The sequence below is a fragment of the Nocardioides carbamazepini genome (assembly GCF_024614185.1).
GTDB lineage: Bacteria > Actinomycetota > Actinomycetes > Propionibacteriales > Nocardioidaceae > Nocardioides > Nocardioides carbamazepini.
Window position 1 is genome coordinate 1,289,513 of the sequence record NZ_JAHTLF010000016.1, and the last position, 17,480, is coordinate 1,306,992.

The following is a 17,480-nucleotide window of genomic DNA, read 5'->3' on the forward strand; positions in this document are numbered from 1 at the left end:
TAGCGGGGTGTCAGCCGTTGACCGAGCTCATGTCGCCGTACCGGTCGCCGGCGACCGCGTCCCGGGGGACCGCCACGGCCAGCGCGGCGAGGTCGTCGGCGCTCAGCTCGACGGCGCGCGCTCCCGCGTTCTCCTCGAGGTAGGCGACCCGCTTGGTGCCGGGGATCGGTGCCACGTCCTCGCCCTGCGCGAGGACCCAGGCCAGTGCGAGCTGGCCGGGCGTGCAGCCGTGCCGGTCGGCGAGCGCGCGGACCTGGTCGACCAGGGACAGGTTGGTGGCCAGGTTGTCGCCCTGGAACCGCGGGAAGTACGCCGTCGCGCGGCTGTCGGTCGACGCCCATCCCTCCGCGCCGACGGTGCCGGTGAGGATGCCGCGGCCCAGTGGGGAGTAGGGGACCAGGCCGATGCCGAGCTCGCGCAGGGTCGGCAGGATGGTGTCCTCGAGGTCGCGTGAGAACAGCGAGTACTCCGTCTGCAGTGCGGTGATCGGGTGCACGGCGTGCGCCCGGCGGATCGTCTCGGCCGAGGCCTCGGAGAGGCCGAGGTGGCGGACCTTGCCGGCCTCGACGAGCTCCTTCATGGCGCCGACGGTCTCCTCGATCGGGACGTCGGGGTCGACGCGGTGCTGGTAGTAGAGGTCGATGTGGTCGACGCCGAGGCGGCCGAGTGAGGCGTCGCAGGCAGCGCGCACGTACTCCGGGCGGCCGTTGATCCCCCGCCGGCTGCCGTCGGGGTCGCGCTGGATCCCGAACTTGGTCGCGAGCTGGACCTCGTCGCGCCTGTGCGAGCCGGCGGCGATCGCCTTGCCGACGAGCTGCTCGTTGGTGAAGGGGCCGTACATGTCGGCGGTGTCGAGGAAGGTGACGCCGAGGTCGAGCGCCCGGTGGATGGTCGCGATGCCGCCGGCCTCGTCGGGGCTGCCGTAGAAGTCGGACATGCCCATGCAGCCGAGGCCGAGGGCGGAGACCGTCAGCGGGGACGTCGTGCCGAGGGTGCGGGTCGGGTTGGTCATGTCCCCATCGAAGACCCTGGAGTGCGCTCCAGGTCAAGCCCGGTCAGGCACTCCGCTCCAGCTGCAGCAGCCGGTCCTCGTAGCTCCCGATCTTGTACTCGATCGCCCCGAGGTGCGCGGTGACCTCGGCGAGCTGGCGCAGCACCTCCTCGCGGTGCGCCTGGAGCAGCGCCAGCCGCTCGTGCTCGTTGCCCTCCCCGGCGCGCACGAGCTCGGCGTAGCGGCGCACGTCGCGGATCGGCATCCCGGTCGAGCGCAGCCGGGTCACCAGCTCGATCCAGCGCAGGTCGGCGGTCTCGTAGCGCCGGTGGCCGCTCGGGTCACGGGGGACCGCGCGCAGCAGCAGCCCGTCCTTCTCGTAGTAGCGCAGCGTGTCGGCGGTGAGCCCGAGGGTCGCGGCCGCGTCGGCGATGGTCTGTCCGGTGCTCGGCATGCCCCCAGTCTTGCTCGGGGCATGATGGAGCGGTGCGCCGGTCGTTCGCGTTCTCCGACGCCTGGGTGGTCGCCGCCCCCGTCGCCGAGGTCGCCGCCACGCTGGTCGACCTCGAGCACTACCCACGCTGGTGGCCGCAGGTGCGGGCCGTCGCGAAGCTCGGGCCCGACACCGCCCGGGTGCGCTGCCGCTCCACGCTGCCCTACACCCTCGACCTGGTGCTGGACGCGGTCTCCCGCACCCCGCCGGTCGTCGAGGTCGCGATCAGCGGCGATCTCGACGGCTTCGCCCGGTTCACGCTGACGACCGTGGGGTCCGGCACCCGGCTGGACTTCGCACAGGAGGTGACGGTCCGGGGCGCGCTCGCGCTGGCGTCGTACGCCGCCCGGCCGTTGCTGGTCTGGAACCATCGCCGGATGATGGCCGGCTGCCGGGCCGGGCTGTCAGTCTGGAGGTGATCGTCAGCGGGCCGATCAACCGGCTTTATAGGCTCGGGGGCGGTCAGAACGGCACGGGGGCGGGGGGGGGAGGGGGGGGGGTGGGGGGGGGGGGGGGGGGGGGGGGGGGGGGGGGGGGGGGGGGGGGGGGGGGGGGGGGGGGGGGGGGGGGGGGGGGGGCGGCGTCCGCCGCCGGGCGGTGGCTGGGTGGTACCCTTCGCCGGTTGTGGGCCGGCGGCGGGGCGGGGGGGGCTGTCGGGCGGTGAGCGACCGCGACCCGACCACCCTGCTGGAGGGGATCGCGGTCGCTCGTCGGTGCGGCACGCCGGACAGGTCGTGGCCTGCCCGGTCCAGCCTCGCATCCGGAGTAGTCGCCCCATCTTGGCGGCGGTGGCGCACGGGCGTGCCAGCACCTGTCCGTATCCAAGTCGTACGGTGTCGGCCCGCTCCAGCGCGGCATCGAGATCGCGCTCGAGGTCCCGATCCCGGTCGGTGGTCGAGTCGTGCCCGAGGCGTCCGTCCAGCTCGACGACCTGCCGCCATCGCGGTGAGCGCCCGCCGTAGACGACGTCGCGGTACATCCTCCTGCCGTCTGCGCCCTGGGCCACGACCTGCCTCAGCCCGCGCGGGAGTCCGTGCGCACGCTCCACCCGGACGAGGTAGGCGTGCTCGAGGACGGAGCGCGTGCCCTCGGCGGCGTCGGCGAGGACGGCGGTCATGAGCGCCCGGTGGCGCAGGCGGGACAGCTGCTCGATCCGGGAGAGAAGGCGGCCCGCGGTGGTCCGGCGGCCACCGCAGGCATCCGCGAGGATCGCGACGCGCTCCAGGTCATGGCTGGCCCGGTCGGCCAGCCCGATGATCGCGTCGTCGTACCGCAGGCGGGGAGGGCTCAGGTGCAGCTGCGCCGACTCGTCGAAGGTGCGCGACTCTCGCACCCGTACGCCCGCCAGGGGAGCGGGGCGGTGGCCGCGGGGGAGGACGACGTCGATCGGCCCCGATCCGTCGCGATGGCGGCGTCCCGGACCCTCGTGCGCCCGGATCGCGGACCAGCCGTCCAGGGCCGCGTGCCCGCAGGCGAGGACCGCTGCCCAGGCGCGCTGTCGCCACGTGAGAGGACCGGTGTGGTTGACATAGACCCCCGGATGGACCGCCGCCCACTCCCGTCGCCGGAGCCGCCGGGCGACATCGGTCGGGGTCTGACCGCAGGCCAGCGCCTGGCGGCGGGCGATCACGCCCTCCTGGAGGTCGAGGAGACGGTCGACGGTATCCATGGCGGCCGGTCTCCCCGAGACACCCCGAGCACACACCTGGGCCTTCCGAGCCTGTGGAGGGGAGCCTGGATCTCCTGCGGCCAGCGACAACGACAGCGATCCGATCAACCTGCTTGATCGGATCGCTGTCGATCAGCCGAGGTGGACGGACCGTTGGCGCCGGCGGTGCCGCCAGGGCCGCAGCACCAGCACCAGTACGACGCCCACGGCCGCGCCGAACACGGCGCCGGTGGCGTTGTCGACGATGTCGGTGACATCGCAGGCACGGTCGATCCGGGCGAGCTCGAGCTGGGTCGCCTCGATCAGCGCGGAGTAGCCGACCAGGCCGACCAGACCGACGGGGGCGAGGACCCAGCCGGCCCGCCACCGGGCGACGGAGAGTACGAGGAGGATCCCCGAGGGGACGAACAGGGCGGTGTTGAGGGTGCGCTGTCCGGACTCGAAGATCCAGAAGCCGTCGGGTGCGGGACCGCCGATGTCCCAGGAGCAGGAGGTCATCCGGGTCTCGGCGGGGACGATGCCCGTGTCCGGGGACGTCGGGACCAGCGTCACCAGGGCGATGACGGCGACGGACCACAGGAAGCCGGCGATCGCGATCGCGGACACCCAGCCGATCGGACGGACCAGGACCAGGGCGAGGAGTCCGCAGGCGAGTGCCGCGCCCCCGATCCCGAGCAGCATGACCCCGGTGCCCCCGAACCCCACCATGGGGCCAGAGGCTAGCCAGGACCGCCCAACGACGCGACGCCGCCCGGGGGAGTCGGGTCAGGCGGCGCGGTAGCGCTCGATCTGCCCGCCGAGCTCGTCGAACAGCGCCTGGTTGAGGCTGAACACGGCGCGCACCTCGTCGACGATCCGGGCGACCTCGTCGGGCGTGAGGTCGAGGGCGTCGAGGCGGGCGCGGTAGCCGTCCTTGTAGGGCTTCGGCTTCGGGATCTCGGCGAACTCGTAGAAGCTGACGCCGGTGTCCTCGGGCAGGTCGAAGGTGCGCTGCAGCACTCGGCCGATCACCTGGCCGCCGGAGAGGTCGCCGAGGTAGCGGGTGTAGTGGTGCGCGACCAACAGGCCGCCCCACGCGCCGGCGGCGCGGATCCGCTCGACGTACGCCGCCGCGGCGGGGGAGTCGACCTGCTCGGGGTCGATGCCGGGGGCCCAGTGGGCGAGATCGGCGTCGATGGCGGCGAGCCGGTCGAGCGCAGAGTCGTGGACGGCGGCGACGATCGCCTCGTCGCGGTGGTCGGCGATGACCTCCTCGAGCGCGGCGTAGACACGGCGCAGGCGCAGCAGGAGGTCGGCGTACGCCTCGGCGGTCAGCTTGCCCTCGAGCAGCTCGGCCATGAACGTCGAGCCCTCGGCCGCCTGGTGCTCGGCGCGCGAGCCCTCGCGCATGGCGGTCGACAGGGTCAGGTCCTCGTCGCGGACGGTGGTGGCGACGGACATGGCAGCAGCTCCTCGGGAGGTGACGGTGGCATCTTGCTGACTAAGTGTCAGGAAGATGGGGGCCACCTGTCAATACGCGGAGCCCACTTTTCCTTAGGTTTACCTAAGTTCCATGCTCCGGGGGCGGGAAGCGCCTGTCAACCCATGTGGCCGAGGCCGCGGAGCACGAACTCCTCGACGGCGGCCACGGGCAGCTGGCGGGTGGCCAGCGCCGCGTGGAGGAGCGAGATCGCGGACTTGCGGTCGGAGACCCGGAACGCGCCCTCGGCGATGCCCTGGTCGAGGATCTCCTCCAGGACCTCCTCGACGGCGGCGACGTGGTCGTGGATCTTCTCCATCGCCTCCTCGGACAGGAGGTGATAGAGGATCCCGCCCATCCCCGTGTGGAACTGCTGGCCGGCCTGGAGCTGGTGGCGCAGGTAGACCCGGATCTTCGCGACCGGGTCGGGCACCAGGTCGAGATCGCGGCGCAGGTCGGCGAGGTAGTGCTGGGTCTCCTCCGTGGCGAAGGCGACGACGACCGCCTCCTTGTCCCGGAAGTGGTGGTAGATCGCGGTGCGGCCGATGTCGGCGCGGGAGGCGATCTGCGCCATGGTGATCGCGTCGAAGCTCCGCTCGTCCATGAGCGTCGCGAAGGCGTCGAAGATCCGCCGCCGGACCAGGTCACGATGGGCGGGAACGGTCTCTGCGGCGATCTTCGGCACAGGTCGATCCTAGGGGCGAGAAGGCGTCGGCTGATGAACGGGGAGCGGGGGTGCGCCCGCCTCGCGGCGGGCACACCCCCGGACGTGTCGGGCGTCGACTACTTCTTGCCCTTCACCTTCACCTTCGTGACCGACGAGCCGCCGGGGTAGGTGACCGTGACCTTGTGCGTGCCCTTGCCGAGCTTCGGCAGAGCCACGGTGGTGGTGCCGGAGGCGTCGATGGTCACCGTGATCGTCTTGGTGGCCTTCTTCTTCGCCTTCTTGCCCACGGGCTTCGGCTTGGTCTGCTTGACGACGACCGTCACCTGCTGGCCGGCGAGCCCGGTCGAGGAGATCGTGACCGAGCCCTTCTTGCCCTTGGCGTTGGGCTTCTTCGCCAGGGCCACGGTGGCCGAGGGGGTCGGCTTCTGGGGCTCGGGCTTCGGCTCCGGCTGGGGCTGCTCAGCGGCGAAGGTGATCGGCGAGTACGTCTCGAACGAGGGCAGGTTGGTCTTGCGGGTGTAGGTGAACACGCCGGTCATGCCGCCGGGGTTCGCGGCGAAGGCGTCGAACGCCGCCTTCGAGACGGTGAAGGTCACCTCGAAGCGCCCGGTCGCGTCGAGCGCGACCAGGCTGCCCACCTGCGATGCGAGCGCGGGGTTGCTGTGGTCCGACGGCGGAAGTGCCCACTTCTGAGTGAGGTTGTCGCGTCCGGTGCCGCTCCCCGAAGGGCGCCAGACGTTGGAGAAGCGTCCGAGTGCCACGTAGACGCCGCCACTCGAGAGGCCCGGCGGGTTCGCCGGCGCGCCCGACAGGGACGGGTCGAAGCCGGTGCCGGTCACGGTGACCTGGTGCTCGCCGGTCGTGGGAACGGACTCCGCGGAGAGGGAGACCGCCGGAGCATCGGCGAAGGAGACCGAGAGCGGCAGCGTGGGCTTGCGTGCGTCGGCGCCGCCGCCCGAGGAGTACCAGTACGAGCCGGCCCCGGTCTTCTGGGCGAAGTCGACGAAGCTCTGCGGGAACGATCCCCAGTTCACGCCGGTACGCGACTGTGGCGTGGCGTCGCTGGAGGCGTCGTACTCAACCTCCAGGTAGTCCGGGGTCGTGGTGAGGCCGAGATCGTCGACGTCGACATCGGACAGCGTGGCCAGAGTGACCTGCTCGTCGGCGAGGTCGGTCCAGGCGCCGAGGTTGTTCATGTCGGAGGCGTAGCCGTCGACCGTCGCGGTCACCGACCCCGAGCCGTCGGGGTTGACGGTGAGCTTGGGATCGGAGACGTAGAAGAACGTCATGCCTGAGTAGTAGAGGATCGTGGCATCGCCGTCCCACTGGACAGAGGCGGTGTTGGCGGCACTGTCGATCGTGCCGGTGCCGTTGCGGAAGACGAGCTCGTTCTCGCCGTACTGGCCATTGGCCGTGGTTCCGTTCTCGCCCGCGGCGTTCTGGCGGGTGCCGAGGAAGGAGGTGGGCGCGTAGCCGCCGCCGGACTGGAGGTCCTCGACGGTGACGTTGCCGACGGTGTTGGTCCAGTTCGCAGCAGCGCCGTTGCTCCAGGTCGCGCCGTTGTCGGCGGTCTTGAGCGTCTGGCCACCGGCTCCGGGGTTGCCGACCTTGCCGGCGGACATCAGGTTCCAGGTGCCGGGCGCGAAGCCGGCGCTGCCGGACTCCTTGTTGATGCCCCAGCGGAAGACGGCGTTGTCGACGCTGACCGCCTCGGCATGGGCTGAGGGGGCGGTGGCCACGCCGAGGACGGACAGTCCGGTGGCGGTGAGGGCAGCGGCGGCGATGCCGGCGATTCCTCTACGTGCGCTCTTCATCGGGTTCCTTTCAGGAGTTTCATCAGGGGTGCGGACACGGTGATCCCGACGGCTCCGAGCAGCAGGAGGGATCCGAGGACCCACTCCCAGGCGCGACCGGACGGATCCGGCCGCTCTCCTGAGGTGGGGGAGGAGGTGAGGGCGTAGGCCACGGGCGGCTCGTAGCGAGCCGGGTTGGCGGCAGCCGCGGGGGCCGGTGCTCCGGCAGCCGCCGCGAAGGACTGTCCCGGGAGGGCCGGCCCGGCGGGCTGGGCGACGGGGATCGAAGGCCCTGCCGGCTGCGCGACGGGGGGCTTCTTGCCGGCCTTGTTCTTCGGCCCCTTGTCGGCCTTCGGCGGGGCGACGGCCGGTACGTCGGGCACGATCGCGCTCGCGGCGTCCCAGCTGATCGTCACGGGCTTGGCGACCTTGTAGGCGTCGCCGGCGCCGCCGGAGGAGTACCAGTAGGCGGCCGAGCCGGCCTTGTCGACGAAACCGAGAAAGTCTGCGGGGAATGCGCCGCGGTAGGGACCGTCGACCTGCGGGAATCCGGGAGCGGTGACCCCGAGGTACTTAGCGGTCGCCGTGAAGCCCTGGGCCGCGGACAGTTGCTGGACCCCGACACTCTCGAGGTCGGCGATGGTGACGGGCATGGGGGGCACCGGCTCCCACTTGGTCTGATCCTCCATCGAGCTGGCGAAGCCGCTGGCGGTCGCGGTGACCGTCGCCTTGCCGCCCTCGACCGTGAGGACCGGGTCGGTGAGGCTGAAGAAGGTCATCCCGGAGTAGTAGAAGACGGTGAACGAGCCCTTCCAGGCGATCTGGGCCGTACCGGTCGCGGGGTTGACCTCGCCCGTGCCGCCGGTGATGACGACCTCGTGCTCGCTGAACCGCCCGCTCGTGGCACTACCGAGCTCCGCGCCGTAGCGATCCGTCTTCAGCCCGGCGAGGTCGGCCGGGCGTCGCCCGGCCGTGGTGATCTTCTCGATGCGGACCGCGCCGTTGCTCGCCTGCCACGCCACCGCGCCGGTGGCGGGCCACTTGCCCTCGGCATTGATCACCTGGCCTCCCTTCCCGGGGTCCGGGGCCTTGCCCGCGGAGAGGAAGTTGAAGGTGCCGGGTGCGAACGCGCGATTGTTGCTCTCGTCGTTGACGCCCCAGCGGAACTCGGCGTTCGTGACCTTCCTGATCGGATCGGGCGTTGCGGTCGGGTCGGTGGGTCCGTCGGTGGGTCCGTCGGTGGGTCCGTCCGTCGGGCCGCTCGGTCCGTCCGTCGGCTCGCTCGGCACCTCGGTCGGCTCCGTCGGCACGGTCGCCGACGTGCTCTCGGCCGCGGGTACGACGCCCGCCCCGCCGCTCCCGTCGGCCGCGGTGGCGGCGGAGAGCAGGGCGCCGGCGCCGAGGACCGCGCAGCACACGGCCAGCAGGACCGCTACGACGCGCCTCATGCTGTCGCCTCCACCGGGGAGGGCCGGTCGGCCGGGGGCGTCGGTCGGCGCCGCCGGCGCAGGAGCAGCAGCCGCAGGGCGAGGCCGAGGAGGGTCAGGAGGAACACGCAGCCCGCGACGACCAGGAAGACCCGGGCCGGGCTCGTGCCGTCGTCGTCGGAGGAGGCCGCCGCGGTCGACGGATCGGCCGCGGCGTCGGCGGGACGGACCGCGAACCGCTCGGCGGCCTGGCCGCCGGTGGCGGCACCGGTGAGGCGCAGCTCGTGGGTGCCGGGCGCGAGGTCCGTGGGCAGCGGCAGGATGCCGGCCACCTCGCCCGACGGTCCGGCGATCATCGGCCCGATGCCGGCCACCCCATCGTCGAGCACGCCGAGGACCTGCTCGCCGGGCCGGAACCCGGTCGCGGTGAAGGCGAGGGTGTTGCCGACCTTGGCGGTCAGGCGGTCGGTGGTCAGCTTGGGCGGGCCGCCCGGGGTCGGTGCGGCGGCATCGGGTGCCGCGGCGGCCTCGGGTGCGGCGGCGTCGGGCGCGGTCTGGTCGGGCGTCGCGGCCTCGGGCGCCCCGGAAGCTGCGCCGGTGGTCCCCTGGCCCTGCCCGGCCGGTGCCTCGGCACCGTAGACGCTGGCGAACCGGACGGGCGTGAACGTCTCGTTGGCGGGGTTCTTCACGCCGTGGGCGCCGACGGTGATGACGCCGCAGGTGACCTTGGTGCAGTCGACGGTGGAGACCTTGCCGCTGCGATCGACGCTCTGGAAGGTCGGTCCGGGCACGGTGAGCGTCACCTTGAAGGAGCCGTTCTTCCCGAGCACCGCGTTGGCCTCGCCGGCCGTCGAGCTGCCGGGGAAGGCGATGAACTTGAGGTAGCCCTGATTGTCGGCGGCGTTCTCGCTGTCGGGGATGTAGCGGTAGTCCGAGCCGGTCACGCCGCCCTTCGACGGCTTCCACGAGCCACCGCGCGGGTCCTTGACCCAGCCGAACATGAGGTAGACACCGCCGAAGCCGCCCTTGACGACCTGGAAGCCGCTGCCGCTGATGGTCAGCTCGGTGCGGTACTTCGTGTCGGCGGCCGCGGTGCCCTGATCGTTGGTCACGGTGACCCGCGCGGCCGCGGCGGCGGGCGTCGTGGTGGTCGCGGTCAGCGCGGCGACCAGGCTGGTCGTCAGCAGCGCGAGGGCGGCCAGGCGGCTGATGAGCGGGTGCGGGTTCATGCGGTCTCCTCCCGGGACATGAGCGAGCGCCGGTCGGGAAGCACCAGCAGGTCGCCGGTGCCGGGATGGGTGAGGACGTCGATCGGGTGGTCGTAGACGAGGCTCAGCAGGGGAGCGGTGAAGACCTCGCGCGGTGTGCCCTCGGCGGTGACCCGGCCGTGGTGCAGCAGCGCGACCCGGTCGGACCACGCGGCGGCGAGGCTGAGGTCGTGGAGCACCACGACCACCGCGGCGCCGGCCGCGGCCTGGCCGCGCGCGTGGGCCAGGACCGTCTCCTGGTGACCGATGTCGAGGGCGGCCGTGGGCTCGTCGAGGAGCAGTACGCCGGTGCGCTGGGCGAGGATGCGGGCGAAGGACGTGCGGCCCTTCTCGCCTCCGGACAGGAGCCCGAACGGCTGGCCGGCCAGGTGCTCGATGTCGGCCGTGGACATCGACTCCGCCACGACCCGCTCGTCCTCGTCCTCCTCGGGACAGCCGCGCCACGGCGCCCGTCCCATCCGGACGACGTCGACGGCGGGGAAGGGGAAGGAGATCCGGTGCTCCTGGGTGAGCACCGCGCGCCGGCGCGACATCTCGCGCAGCTTCCAGTCCCCGAGCGAGCGTCCCTCGAGCATCACCTCTCCCTGGTCGGGGGTGAGGTCGCCGGCGAGGACCGAGAGCAGGGTGGACTTCCCGGCACCGTTGGGACCGACCAGGGCCAGCACCTCGCGACGGCGGACCTGGAGGTCGACCGCGTCGAGGATGGGGCGGCGGCCGAAGCTCAGGGTGATGCCGGTGGCGGTGAGCGCGGCGCTGCTGGTGGTGGGGTGACTCATGCCCAGCCTCCCGACGTGCGACGGGTGCGGCGCAGCAGCCAGAAGAAGAACGGTCCACCGACCAGTGAGGTCAGCATCCCGAGCGGGAGGTCCGTGTAGGCCACGAAGGTGCGCGCGACCGTGTCGGCGCAGATCAGCACCAGCGCTCCGGCGAGGAAGGAGGCGACGAGCAGGACCCGGTGGCCCGGACCGGTCACCATCCGCACCAGGTGGGGCACGATCAGGCCGACGAACGCGACGATGCCGCAGAAGCTCACCGCGGCCGCGGTGAGCAGGGCGACCACGACGATGAGCACGATGCGCAGCCGCTCGACATTGACGCCGAGGTGGCGCGCGGAGCGCTCGCCCAGGGCCAGCAGGTCGAGGCTGCGGGCGCAGGCGAGGGCGATCGCCACACCGACCACGGCCAGCGGAGCGACCACGACGACGTACGACCAGCGACTGCCGTTGAGGCTGCCGAGCTGCCAGAAGACGATCGACTCCCGGGCCTGGGTGTCGCCGACGAACATGAGCAGCGCGAGGAGGGCACCGGCGACCGCGTTGACCGCGATGCCGGTGAGGACCAGGGTGACGACCTCGGTGCGCCCGTCGGAGCGGGACAGCGCATAGACCAGCAGCGTCGTGACCAGGCCGCCGACGAACGCGCAGACCGGGATCGACCAGTCGCCCGCGAAGCGCAGGCTGAAGACGATGGCGATCGCCGCGGCCACGGCGGCGCCGGAGGAGACGCCGACGACGCTCGGCTCGGCGAGCGGGTTGCCGAAGACGCCCTGCATCGCCGCACCGGCGACGGCCAGGGACCCGCCGACGATGACGGCCATCGCGATCCGGGAGAACCGGACGTTCCACAGGGTGTACTCGCCCCGTGGGTGACTCGGCATCGAGCCCACGTCGAGCCCGATCCGGTGGGCGATCGAGCCGAGGATCTCGTTGATCGGGATGGACAGCTGCCCGGACCCGCCGGCGACCAGGGCGGCGACCACGAGCGCGATGCCGAGGCCGGCGTACAGGAGGACGACCCGGCGCCGGCGACGCCGGTCGACGGTGGCCGTGGCACTGGTGGCGCGCTCGCCCGCCGGCTCCGAGCGGACGGTGGGACCGGGAACGGTCGCGGTCACAGCCGATCCTGGGCCGGCAGGCTGTCGGGGGCGTAGAACGCCACGGCGAGGGCGTTGAGCACGTCGGCGGTGCGCGGTCCGAAGCTCAGGATCTGTGCGTCGTCCATCGCGATGATGCGCTGGTTCTCGCCCGCGGGGGTCTGGGCCAGCGCGGGGAACTGCTCGAGCAGTCCGTCGACCCCGCCGACGGACTCCAGGCCCTTGCTCATCATCACGACGGCGTCGGGCTGCGCCTTGATCAGGCCCTCGTCGTTGACCGGCTTCATGCCGTCCCAGCCGATCTCGTTGCTGACGTCGTAGCCGCCGACCGCGGTGACGAGGGCGTCCGCGCCGGAGCCCTTGCCGAACATGTAGTAGACGTTGGCCTGACCCCGGACGTAGAGGAAGATCGTGCGCAGCTGACCGGTCACGTCCTGCGGAGCCACCTTCGCGATCTGGGCCCGCACGGCGTCGGCCTCCTGGGTGATCCGGGCGCCGAGCTGCTTGCCCTGCTCGGGGACGCCCAGCGCGTCGGCGACTTCCTGGGTGAGCGAGGCGAGGTTGTCGAAGGTGCGGTCCCCGTCGACGACGACCACGGGGATGCCGGCGTCGCGGACCTGCAGCACGACGTTCCACGGCCCGAGCGAGGTGTCGGTGATGAGCACGCTCGGGTTGAGCTCGAGGATCGCCTCGGCGTTGAGCTCGTGCCCGTTCTGGGTGACCAGCGGCCGATCCTCGATCTCGCGGTACGCCGACGACACGTCGCGCCCCACGATGCTGTCGCCGAGGCCGAGCTCGAACACCGTCTGCGACAGCGTGCCGTAGATGTCGAGGGCGAGGATCCGGCTGGTGTCCGTGACGGTGACCTCGGTGCCCTGGGCATCGGTCACGGTGGCCGGCAGCTGCGGGGCGGGATCGTCCTCGACGGGCCGGATCTCGGGGTCGGGGAGGTTGATGTCGACCGCGCCCTGCCAGGCGCGCGGATCGTCCAGCGCGGTCACGTCGGCGATCGAGGGCACGGTCGTGCCCGGCTTCTCCTCGCCGTGACCCTTCGAGCCATCGATGACCGCTCCGCAGGCGGTCAAGGTCAGGGCCGCGACGGCGAGGGCGAGCAGGCGGAACGGGCGGGACGTGCGGGTGACCATGAACGCGGCTCTTTGCTGTCAGAGTGTCAACATCTCGGGCGATCCGACCCTAACACACAGCTTAGGCTCACCTAAGCAGCGGCCGAATCTCCTGCTATTGCGGGGCTTTCAGGCAGGTGAAAAGGCCGAGAGGTTCTGACGAATTGTCAACGACTTCCTTGACGAGGTCGGATAATTCGGTAAGGCTTACCTTATCTCGAACGGACGACCCGACGCCAGTCGGGCCGGATCTCGGGAGACCGGGCCGTGCGGTGGGAACGCCGCGAGGGTGGACCGGGGCGCCGAACTTTCGCAGGGAACAGCGCCCCGGTCAGCACCCGTCGGCCTGGTACGCCGCGCGCGTGGCGCGCGGTGCAGACGGTGCGGCCGACGGGGCCGTGCCCAATCTACAGAGAGGCACTTCCCATGAAGCACACGATCCGACGTCGGCGTTCGGCGCGGACGCTCCTCGCCGCGACCGGCACGGTCGCGCTGGTCGCTCTCACCGCGACCAGTGCCCATGCCGGGACGCCCAGCACGTCCAACGGCACGGCGACGCTGACCGCGAACCACGCCAACCTGAGCACCAACAGTGGCTACACCGTCGTCAGCGGCACCAGCCCGGTGAGCGGGGTCGCCGTCAGCGGCACCGGCTACTCCGGCAATGCCGGCGCCACCGGCACCGGTGCGGGCGTGGGCGTGTACGTGGTCTACGGACCCAAGGAGAGCGACTTCAACACCAACTCGGGCTGGTACAACTCCTTCGCCTACGTCCCGAAGGCGTCGATGCCCGGCGGAACCTGGTCGGGCGTCAGCCTCGACCTGGAGGAGACCTACACCGCCGACCCCTTCCACGACGACATCGGGTTGACCGTGGACTGCGGGTTCGACTGGACCAAGGACGAGTCGGACCCGGCCAACAGCGGCAAGAAGAAGTGCTACATCCAGACCTTCACCGCCCACGGGCAGCCGCTGAACCCCAACGACGAGCTGGCCATCGAGGTCCGCTGGTGATGTGACAGGTGCAGGAGCGGTCTCCGGGTCTCGGGAAGGACATCCCGGGGCCGCTCCTCACCGCCTCATGGTTCCGAACAAACCCTGCCGAGTGAAAGTCCTTCTGATGCGCGTACGTTCCCATCTGTCGGCCCTGCTGGCCGCCTTCCTCATCGTGGCCGGCCTGGTCGCCGTCGGCTCCCTTCCGGCTACCGCCGATGAGCCCGACACCGGTTACACCGTCTCCGGCGGCAGTCTCGACTGGGGCTTCAAGGAGTCCTTCCGCAGCTACGTGCCCAAGAGCGGCCAGAGCGCCGCCGGGGGAGCGGTCAAGAAGGCGGACGGGACGTTCTCCTGGACGGTGGCCTCGGGCGGCTACGACCCCGATGAGCGCGCGCTGACCGCGGACGCCGACGGGCAGGTGATCTTCAACTTCCAGGGGCACAACTTCGAGATCGTGATCGCCGACCCGGTCGTGACCGTCGAGGGCGGCGCCGGGCTGCTCAACGCGGAGATCACGGTCAAGACCCTCGACGCCGCGACAGGGGAGGTCCGGGCCACCCGGACCGAGCGCGCCGACCTGGCCGATCTCGACCTGGCCCGTGGCACGCGGGTCGTCGGCGACGGCACCATCGAGTGGACCGGCATCCCGGCCACGATGACCGCCGAGGGGGCCGAGGCGTTCGCCGCCGACATGGCCGGCGACGGGACCCTGACCCACTTCTACAGCCGCGGCACGATCCTCGACCCGGTGAACCTGCAGCTGAGCGGCGACTGGCCCGCCCAGAGCGAGGAGGAGACCTGGGATCGCCCCGGCACGCGGGTGCCGGTCGACGTCGAGCGGCTCGTGCCGCACATCGGGCTCGCCGCCACCGACTACATCGCCCAGGTCGTCGCCGACCCGGCCCGCGGGATCCTCTACGCGTTGGTGAACTCGTACTCGGGCACCAACTCCTCCATCTGGGCCGTCGACGCCGAGCATGGAGGACTGCTGTCCGAGCAGCCGGTCCTCACCTTGCCGCACACGATCGGCACCTTCGTCCTCGACCCGGGGACCGGCACCTTGCTGGCGTCGGCACGGGTCCCCGCCGGCGCGCTCGGCCTCGAGCCGGCGAGCTTCGCCAGCTCGGTGCTGGTCGCGATCCCCCGCACCGAGGACGGCTGGGGCACGCCCGCCTACCGGACCGTCGACCGGAACCTCAACTCGCTGTCCGGCTTCGATGTCGACAGCGGTGACGTCTACGGCGTCGCGCACGGCAGTCGGTGGACTCCGGAGGGGGAGGCCGTGAGTGCTCCCGCGTATACCTTCACCCGGTATCCGGGCGTCCTGGCCACACCGGGGGTCGCGAACCTCGCCGAGCTGCCGGGTGCACCGCGGGCCGAGGGCGTGTCGCTGCACGCGGGCGACTTCGGCCTGAACCGAGCCATCCTCGACCGGGACCGCGGGCAGGCGCTGCTCTGGTACCCGGACGCGCCTGGTCAGGTGGTCGTCGTGCCCCTGGGCTCCGACACTCCGGCGATCGCTCGGCACGCCCTTCCTGCCGCCGGGGAGTTCGGGCCGGACGCCGTCAACCTCTCCCCTGACGGGATCCTGTTCTTGTCGCTGACCGACGGGACGATCCGAGCGATCGACGTCACGGACGGCTGGACGGAGATCGCCTCGCTGCCGCACGCGCTCAGCTCGCCGTCCCTCGTCGTGGACGAGGCGCACGGGATCCTGTGGGTCCAAGGGGTCGGCACCACGACGGACGGCAACCCGGTCGGTGCCTACGACATCTCGGCCGCGGATCCGGCGCAGTGGCGAGCGACAGGACGCACCCGCCTGGTCGCGCCCGGCTACGCCTACAGCGCGCACCCGATGGCGGTCGGCGGCGACGGCGACCTGTTGACCGGCATCTACCGCTACAGCAGCCGGGTCGGTGTCGCCGATGAGCACGGCGTCCGTCGTGTGCGGCTGTTCACCTCGCCCGCCATCACCACCCAGCCGATCGACGCGGCGGTCGTCGAGGGCTCCGGCGCCGCCGCCGAGTTCGAGGTCGAGGCCACCGGCTCGCCGGAGCCGACGATCGTGTGGCAGGAGAGGTCCGCCTTCGGATGGAGCGACCTGGCCGACGGCGACGGCATCTCCGGTGCCACGACCGGCACCCTGCGCCTCGACGGCGACGCGGTCGTCGAGGGTCGCCAGGTGCGGGCCGTCGTGTCCAATGCCGTGGCGGACTTCCGGGGCGCCGCGGTCGAGGTCGGCTCGCTCGCGACCGATGTCGCGACGCTGTCCGTGCACCGTCCGCCGGTGGTCGCGACCCAGCCGACCGCGCAGACTGTGCTCGAGGGCGCGGACGCGACGTTCCGGGTCCTGGGCGACGGCAATCCCGAGCCGGTCGTCATGTGGCAGCGCCGCGTGGCCGGCTACTGGCAGCCGGTCGTCGAGGACGACGACAACTTCTCGGTCGACGCGGGCGCCTTGACGGTGCTGGACGCCAACGTCGACCAGTCGGGGTCGTTGTTCCGGGCGCGGCTGCGCAATGCCGCGGGGACGACCTACTCCTCGACCGCCGAGCTGACCGTGAACCCGAGGGTGTCCGTTCCCGAGGGCGGGCTGTCGCTGGACGGGGTGGTGCTCGAGTGGTCGGGTTCGGAGGAGCTGCAGGCGCGTCCGCCGTTCGGCTCGTCCAACTACCTCTCGGCGGGCGTCTCCGACGGGGACGCGGCCACCTATCGCCAGGCCGAGGGCGACGTCGAGATCGTCCACGTCGCGTCCGACGGCGCCGAGGTGGCGGCGACGTACGCGACGCGCGCCGCGCAGGTCGGCGGCGAGGTCACCCAGACGGTACGGCTCTCGGGCGGCGCGGCCGAGGTGGAGGCCGACGGCTCGGCGATCGTGGAGTGGGAGGGCACGTTCAGCGTGAACTTCTACGACGGCCTGGTGCCGTTCTGGCTCTCGGACCCGGTGCTGACCGTGGCTGCCGACGGCAGCGGGGCGCTGACGGCGGACCTGGACGGCTATGGGTCGTCCCAGTCGAACCCGAACGAGCGGCATCCGTTGGACGAGGTTCCGGACGTGACGGTGGCGACGTTCGCCGGCGCCGAGGTCGACCCCACCGGTGTGGTGACCGTCGACCCGGACTACGCGGGGGTCGAGATCGACGTCCCGGGCGACCAGCCTCAGCAGAACCGGACCGCCGTCGGCTGGGGAGCCTGGCCGCAGCCGTTCGTGGACGTCCACCTCGCCACGGGACTGTCGTCCTACTGGTACTCCAGCGGAGGCACGGCGGATCCCAAGAAGTCGCCGGCTGCCTTCACCGTCGACTTCACCGACGCCGAGGAGGTGGACCCGGCCGGCCCCGAGCCGACCGGTCCCCCGGCCCAGGAGCCGGCAGCGAAGGTCGTCCCCACGGTGGCGCTCGCGGTCGGCAAGGCCCGGGTCGGGAGGAAGGCCACCGCGACGGTCACGGTCACGCTGCCGCGCGGCGTCGCGTCGTACTCGGGCCAGATCGTGGTCCGGGCCGGCGGCAAGGTGCTGGGGGTCAAGCGGGTCACGGTCGCGTCGGGCGGGACGGTGTCGATCAAGCTCGGCAAGCGGGTGCTGCGCCGTCTCGGTCCGGGCCGGCACTTCCTGACCGCTGTTGCCCGGCCCACGGCCACCACCGTCGCCGCGACGAGTGACGTCGTGGTGGTGAAGGTCAAGAAGCGGAGGCGATAGCGAAGCGGGGCGAGAGCCGTCGA

The 17,480-nt window shown here is 71.9% G+C and carries 14 protein-coding genes; 3 read left to right on the forward strand and 11 right to left on the reverse strand.

What is annotated here, in order from left to right; translation table 11 throughout:
• Positions 1-10 precede the first annotated feature (10 nt).
• Both KVF89_RS18600 and KVF89_RS18605 read right to left on the reverse strand, forming a co-directional pair.
• Positions 11-1,012, reverse strand: coding sequence for an aldo/keto reductase (locus KVF89_RS18600; RefSeq protein WP_257427582.1), 1,002 nt, complete (start codon positions 1,010-1,012; stop codon positions 11-13).
• A gap of 43 nt (positions 1,013-1,055) precedes the next feature.
• The gene (locus KVF89_RS18605; protein WP_257427583.1) at positions 1,056-1,445 is read right to left on the reverse strand and encodes a MerR family transcriptional regulator; all 390 of its coding nucleotides are present in this window, start codon (positions 1,443-1,445) and stop codon (positions 1,056-1,058) included.
• Positions 1,446-1,477: 32 nt separating this feature from the next.
• Here KVF89_RS18605 and KVF89_RS18610 point away from each other — a divergent pair, with 32 nt between their 5' ends.
• Complete coding sequence (locus KVF89_RS18610; protein WP_257427584.1) at positions 1,478-1,903, forward strand: SRPBCC family protein; 426 nt, start codon at positions 1,478-1,480, stop codon at positions 1,901-1,903.
• Between the two features lie 1,382 nt (positions 1,904-3,285).
• On the opposite strand, the gene KVF89_RS18615 is transcribed toward KVF89_RS18610, so the two are convergent.
• From KVF89_RS18615 to KVF89_RS18655, 9 genes are all read right to left on the reverse strand, one after another.
• Entirely contained in the window at positions 3,286-3,861 is a 576-nt protein-coding gene (locus KVF89_RS18615) for a VanZ family protein (RefSeq protein ID WP_257427585.1), read from the reverse strand.
• A gap of 57 nt (positions 3,862-3,918) precedes the next feature.
• Positions 3,919-4,593: a biliverdin-producing heme oxygenase gene (locus tag KVF89_RS18620; RefSeq protein ID WP_257427586.1), complete on the reverse strand. Its 675-nt coding sequence runs from the start codon at positions 4,591-4,593 to the stop codon at positions 3,919-3,921.
• Positions 4,594-4,730: 137 nt separating this feature from the next.
• Entirely contained in the window at positions 4,731-5,297 is a 567-nt protein-coding gene (locus KVF89_RS18625) for a TetR/AcrR family transcriptional regulator (RefSeq protein ID WP_257427587.1), read from the reverse strand.
• 98 nt (positions 5,298-5,395) lie between these two features.
• Entirely contained in the window at positions 5,396-7,093 is a 1,698-nt protein-coding gene (locus tag KVF89_RS18630) for an HtaA domain-containing protein (RefSeq protein ID WP_257427588.1), read from the reverse strand.
• Entirely contained in the window at positions 7,090-8,520 is a 1,431-nt protein-coding gene (locus tag KVF89_RS18635) for a hypothetical protein (RefSeq protein ID WP_257427589.1), read from the reverse strand. The genes KVF89_RS18630 and KVF89_RS18635 overlap by 4 nt, the downstream gene beginning before the upstream one ends.
• Positions 8,517-9,728, reverse strand: a complete 1,212-nt coding sequence (locus KVF89_RS18640) for a hypothetical protein (RefSeq protein ID WP_257427590.1) — start codon at positions 9,726-9,728, stop codon at positions 8,517-8,519. Before KVF89_RS18640 ends, KVF89_RS18635 begins: the two co-directional genes overlap by 4 nt.
• Positions 9,725-10,543 (reverse strand): heme ABC transporter ATP-binding protein, encoded by an 819-nt coding sequence (locus tag KVF89_RS18645; RefSeq protein ID WP_257427591.1) that lies wholly within the window; start codon positions 10,541-10,543, stop codon positions 9,725-9,727. The genes KVF89_RS18640 and KVF89_RS18645 overlap by 4 nt, the downstream gene beginning before the upstream one ends.
• Complete coding sequence (locus tag KVF89_RS18650; RefSeq protein ID WP_257427592.1) at positions 10,540-11,661, reverse strand: FecCD family ABC transporter permease; 1,122 nt, start codon at positions 11,659-11,661, stop codon at positions 10,540-10,542. Before KVF89_RS18650 ends, KVF89_RS18645 begins: the two co-directional genes overlap by 4 nt.
• A complete protein-coding gene (locus KVF89_RS18655) occupies positions 11,658-12,785 on the reverse strand; it encodes a heme/hemin ABC transporter substrate-binding protein (RefSeq protein ID WP_257427593.1) in 1,128 nt (375 codons plus the stop codon). Before KVF89_RS18655 ends, KVF89_RS18650 begins: the two co-directional genes overlap by 4 nt.
• Before the next feature lie 405 nt (positions 12,786-13,190).
• On the opposite strand from KVF89_RS18655, the gene KVF89_RS18660 reads away from it, so the two are divergent.
• Positions 13,191-13,778, forward strand: a complete 588-nt coding sequence (locus tag KVF89_RS18660) for a hypothetical protein (protein ID WP_257427594.1) — start codon at positions 13,191-13,193, stop codon at positions 13,776-13,778.
• A gap of 106 nt (positions 13,779-13,884) precedes the next feature.
• Entirely contained in the window at positions 13,885-17,457 is a 3,573-nt protein-coding gene (locus KVF89_RS18665) for an HtaA domain-containing protein (protein ID WP_257427595.1), read from the forward strand.
• The last annotated feature ends 23 nt before the right edge of the window (positions 17,458-17,480 follow it).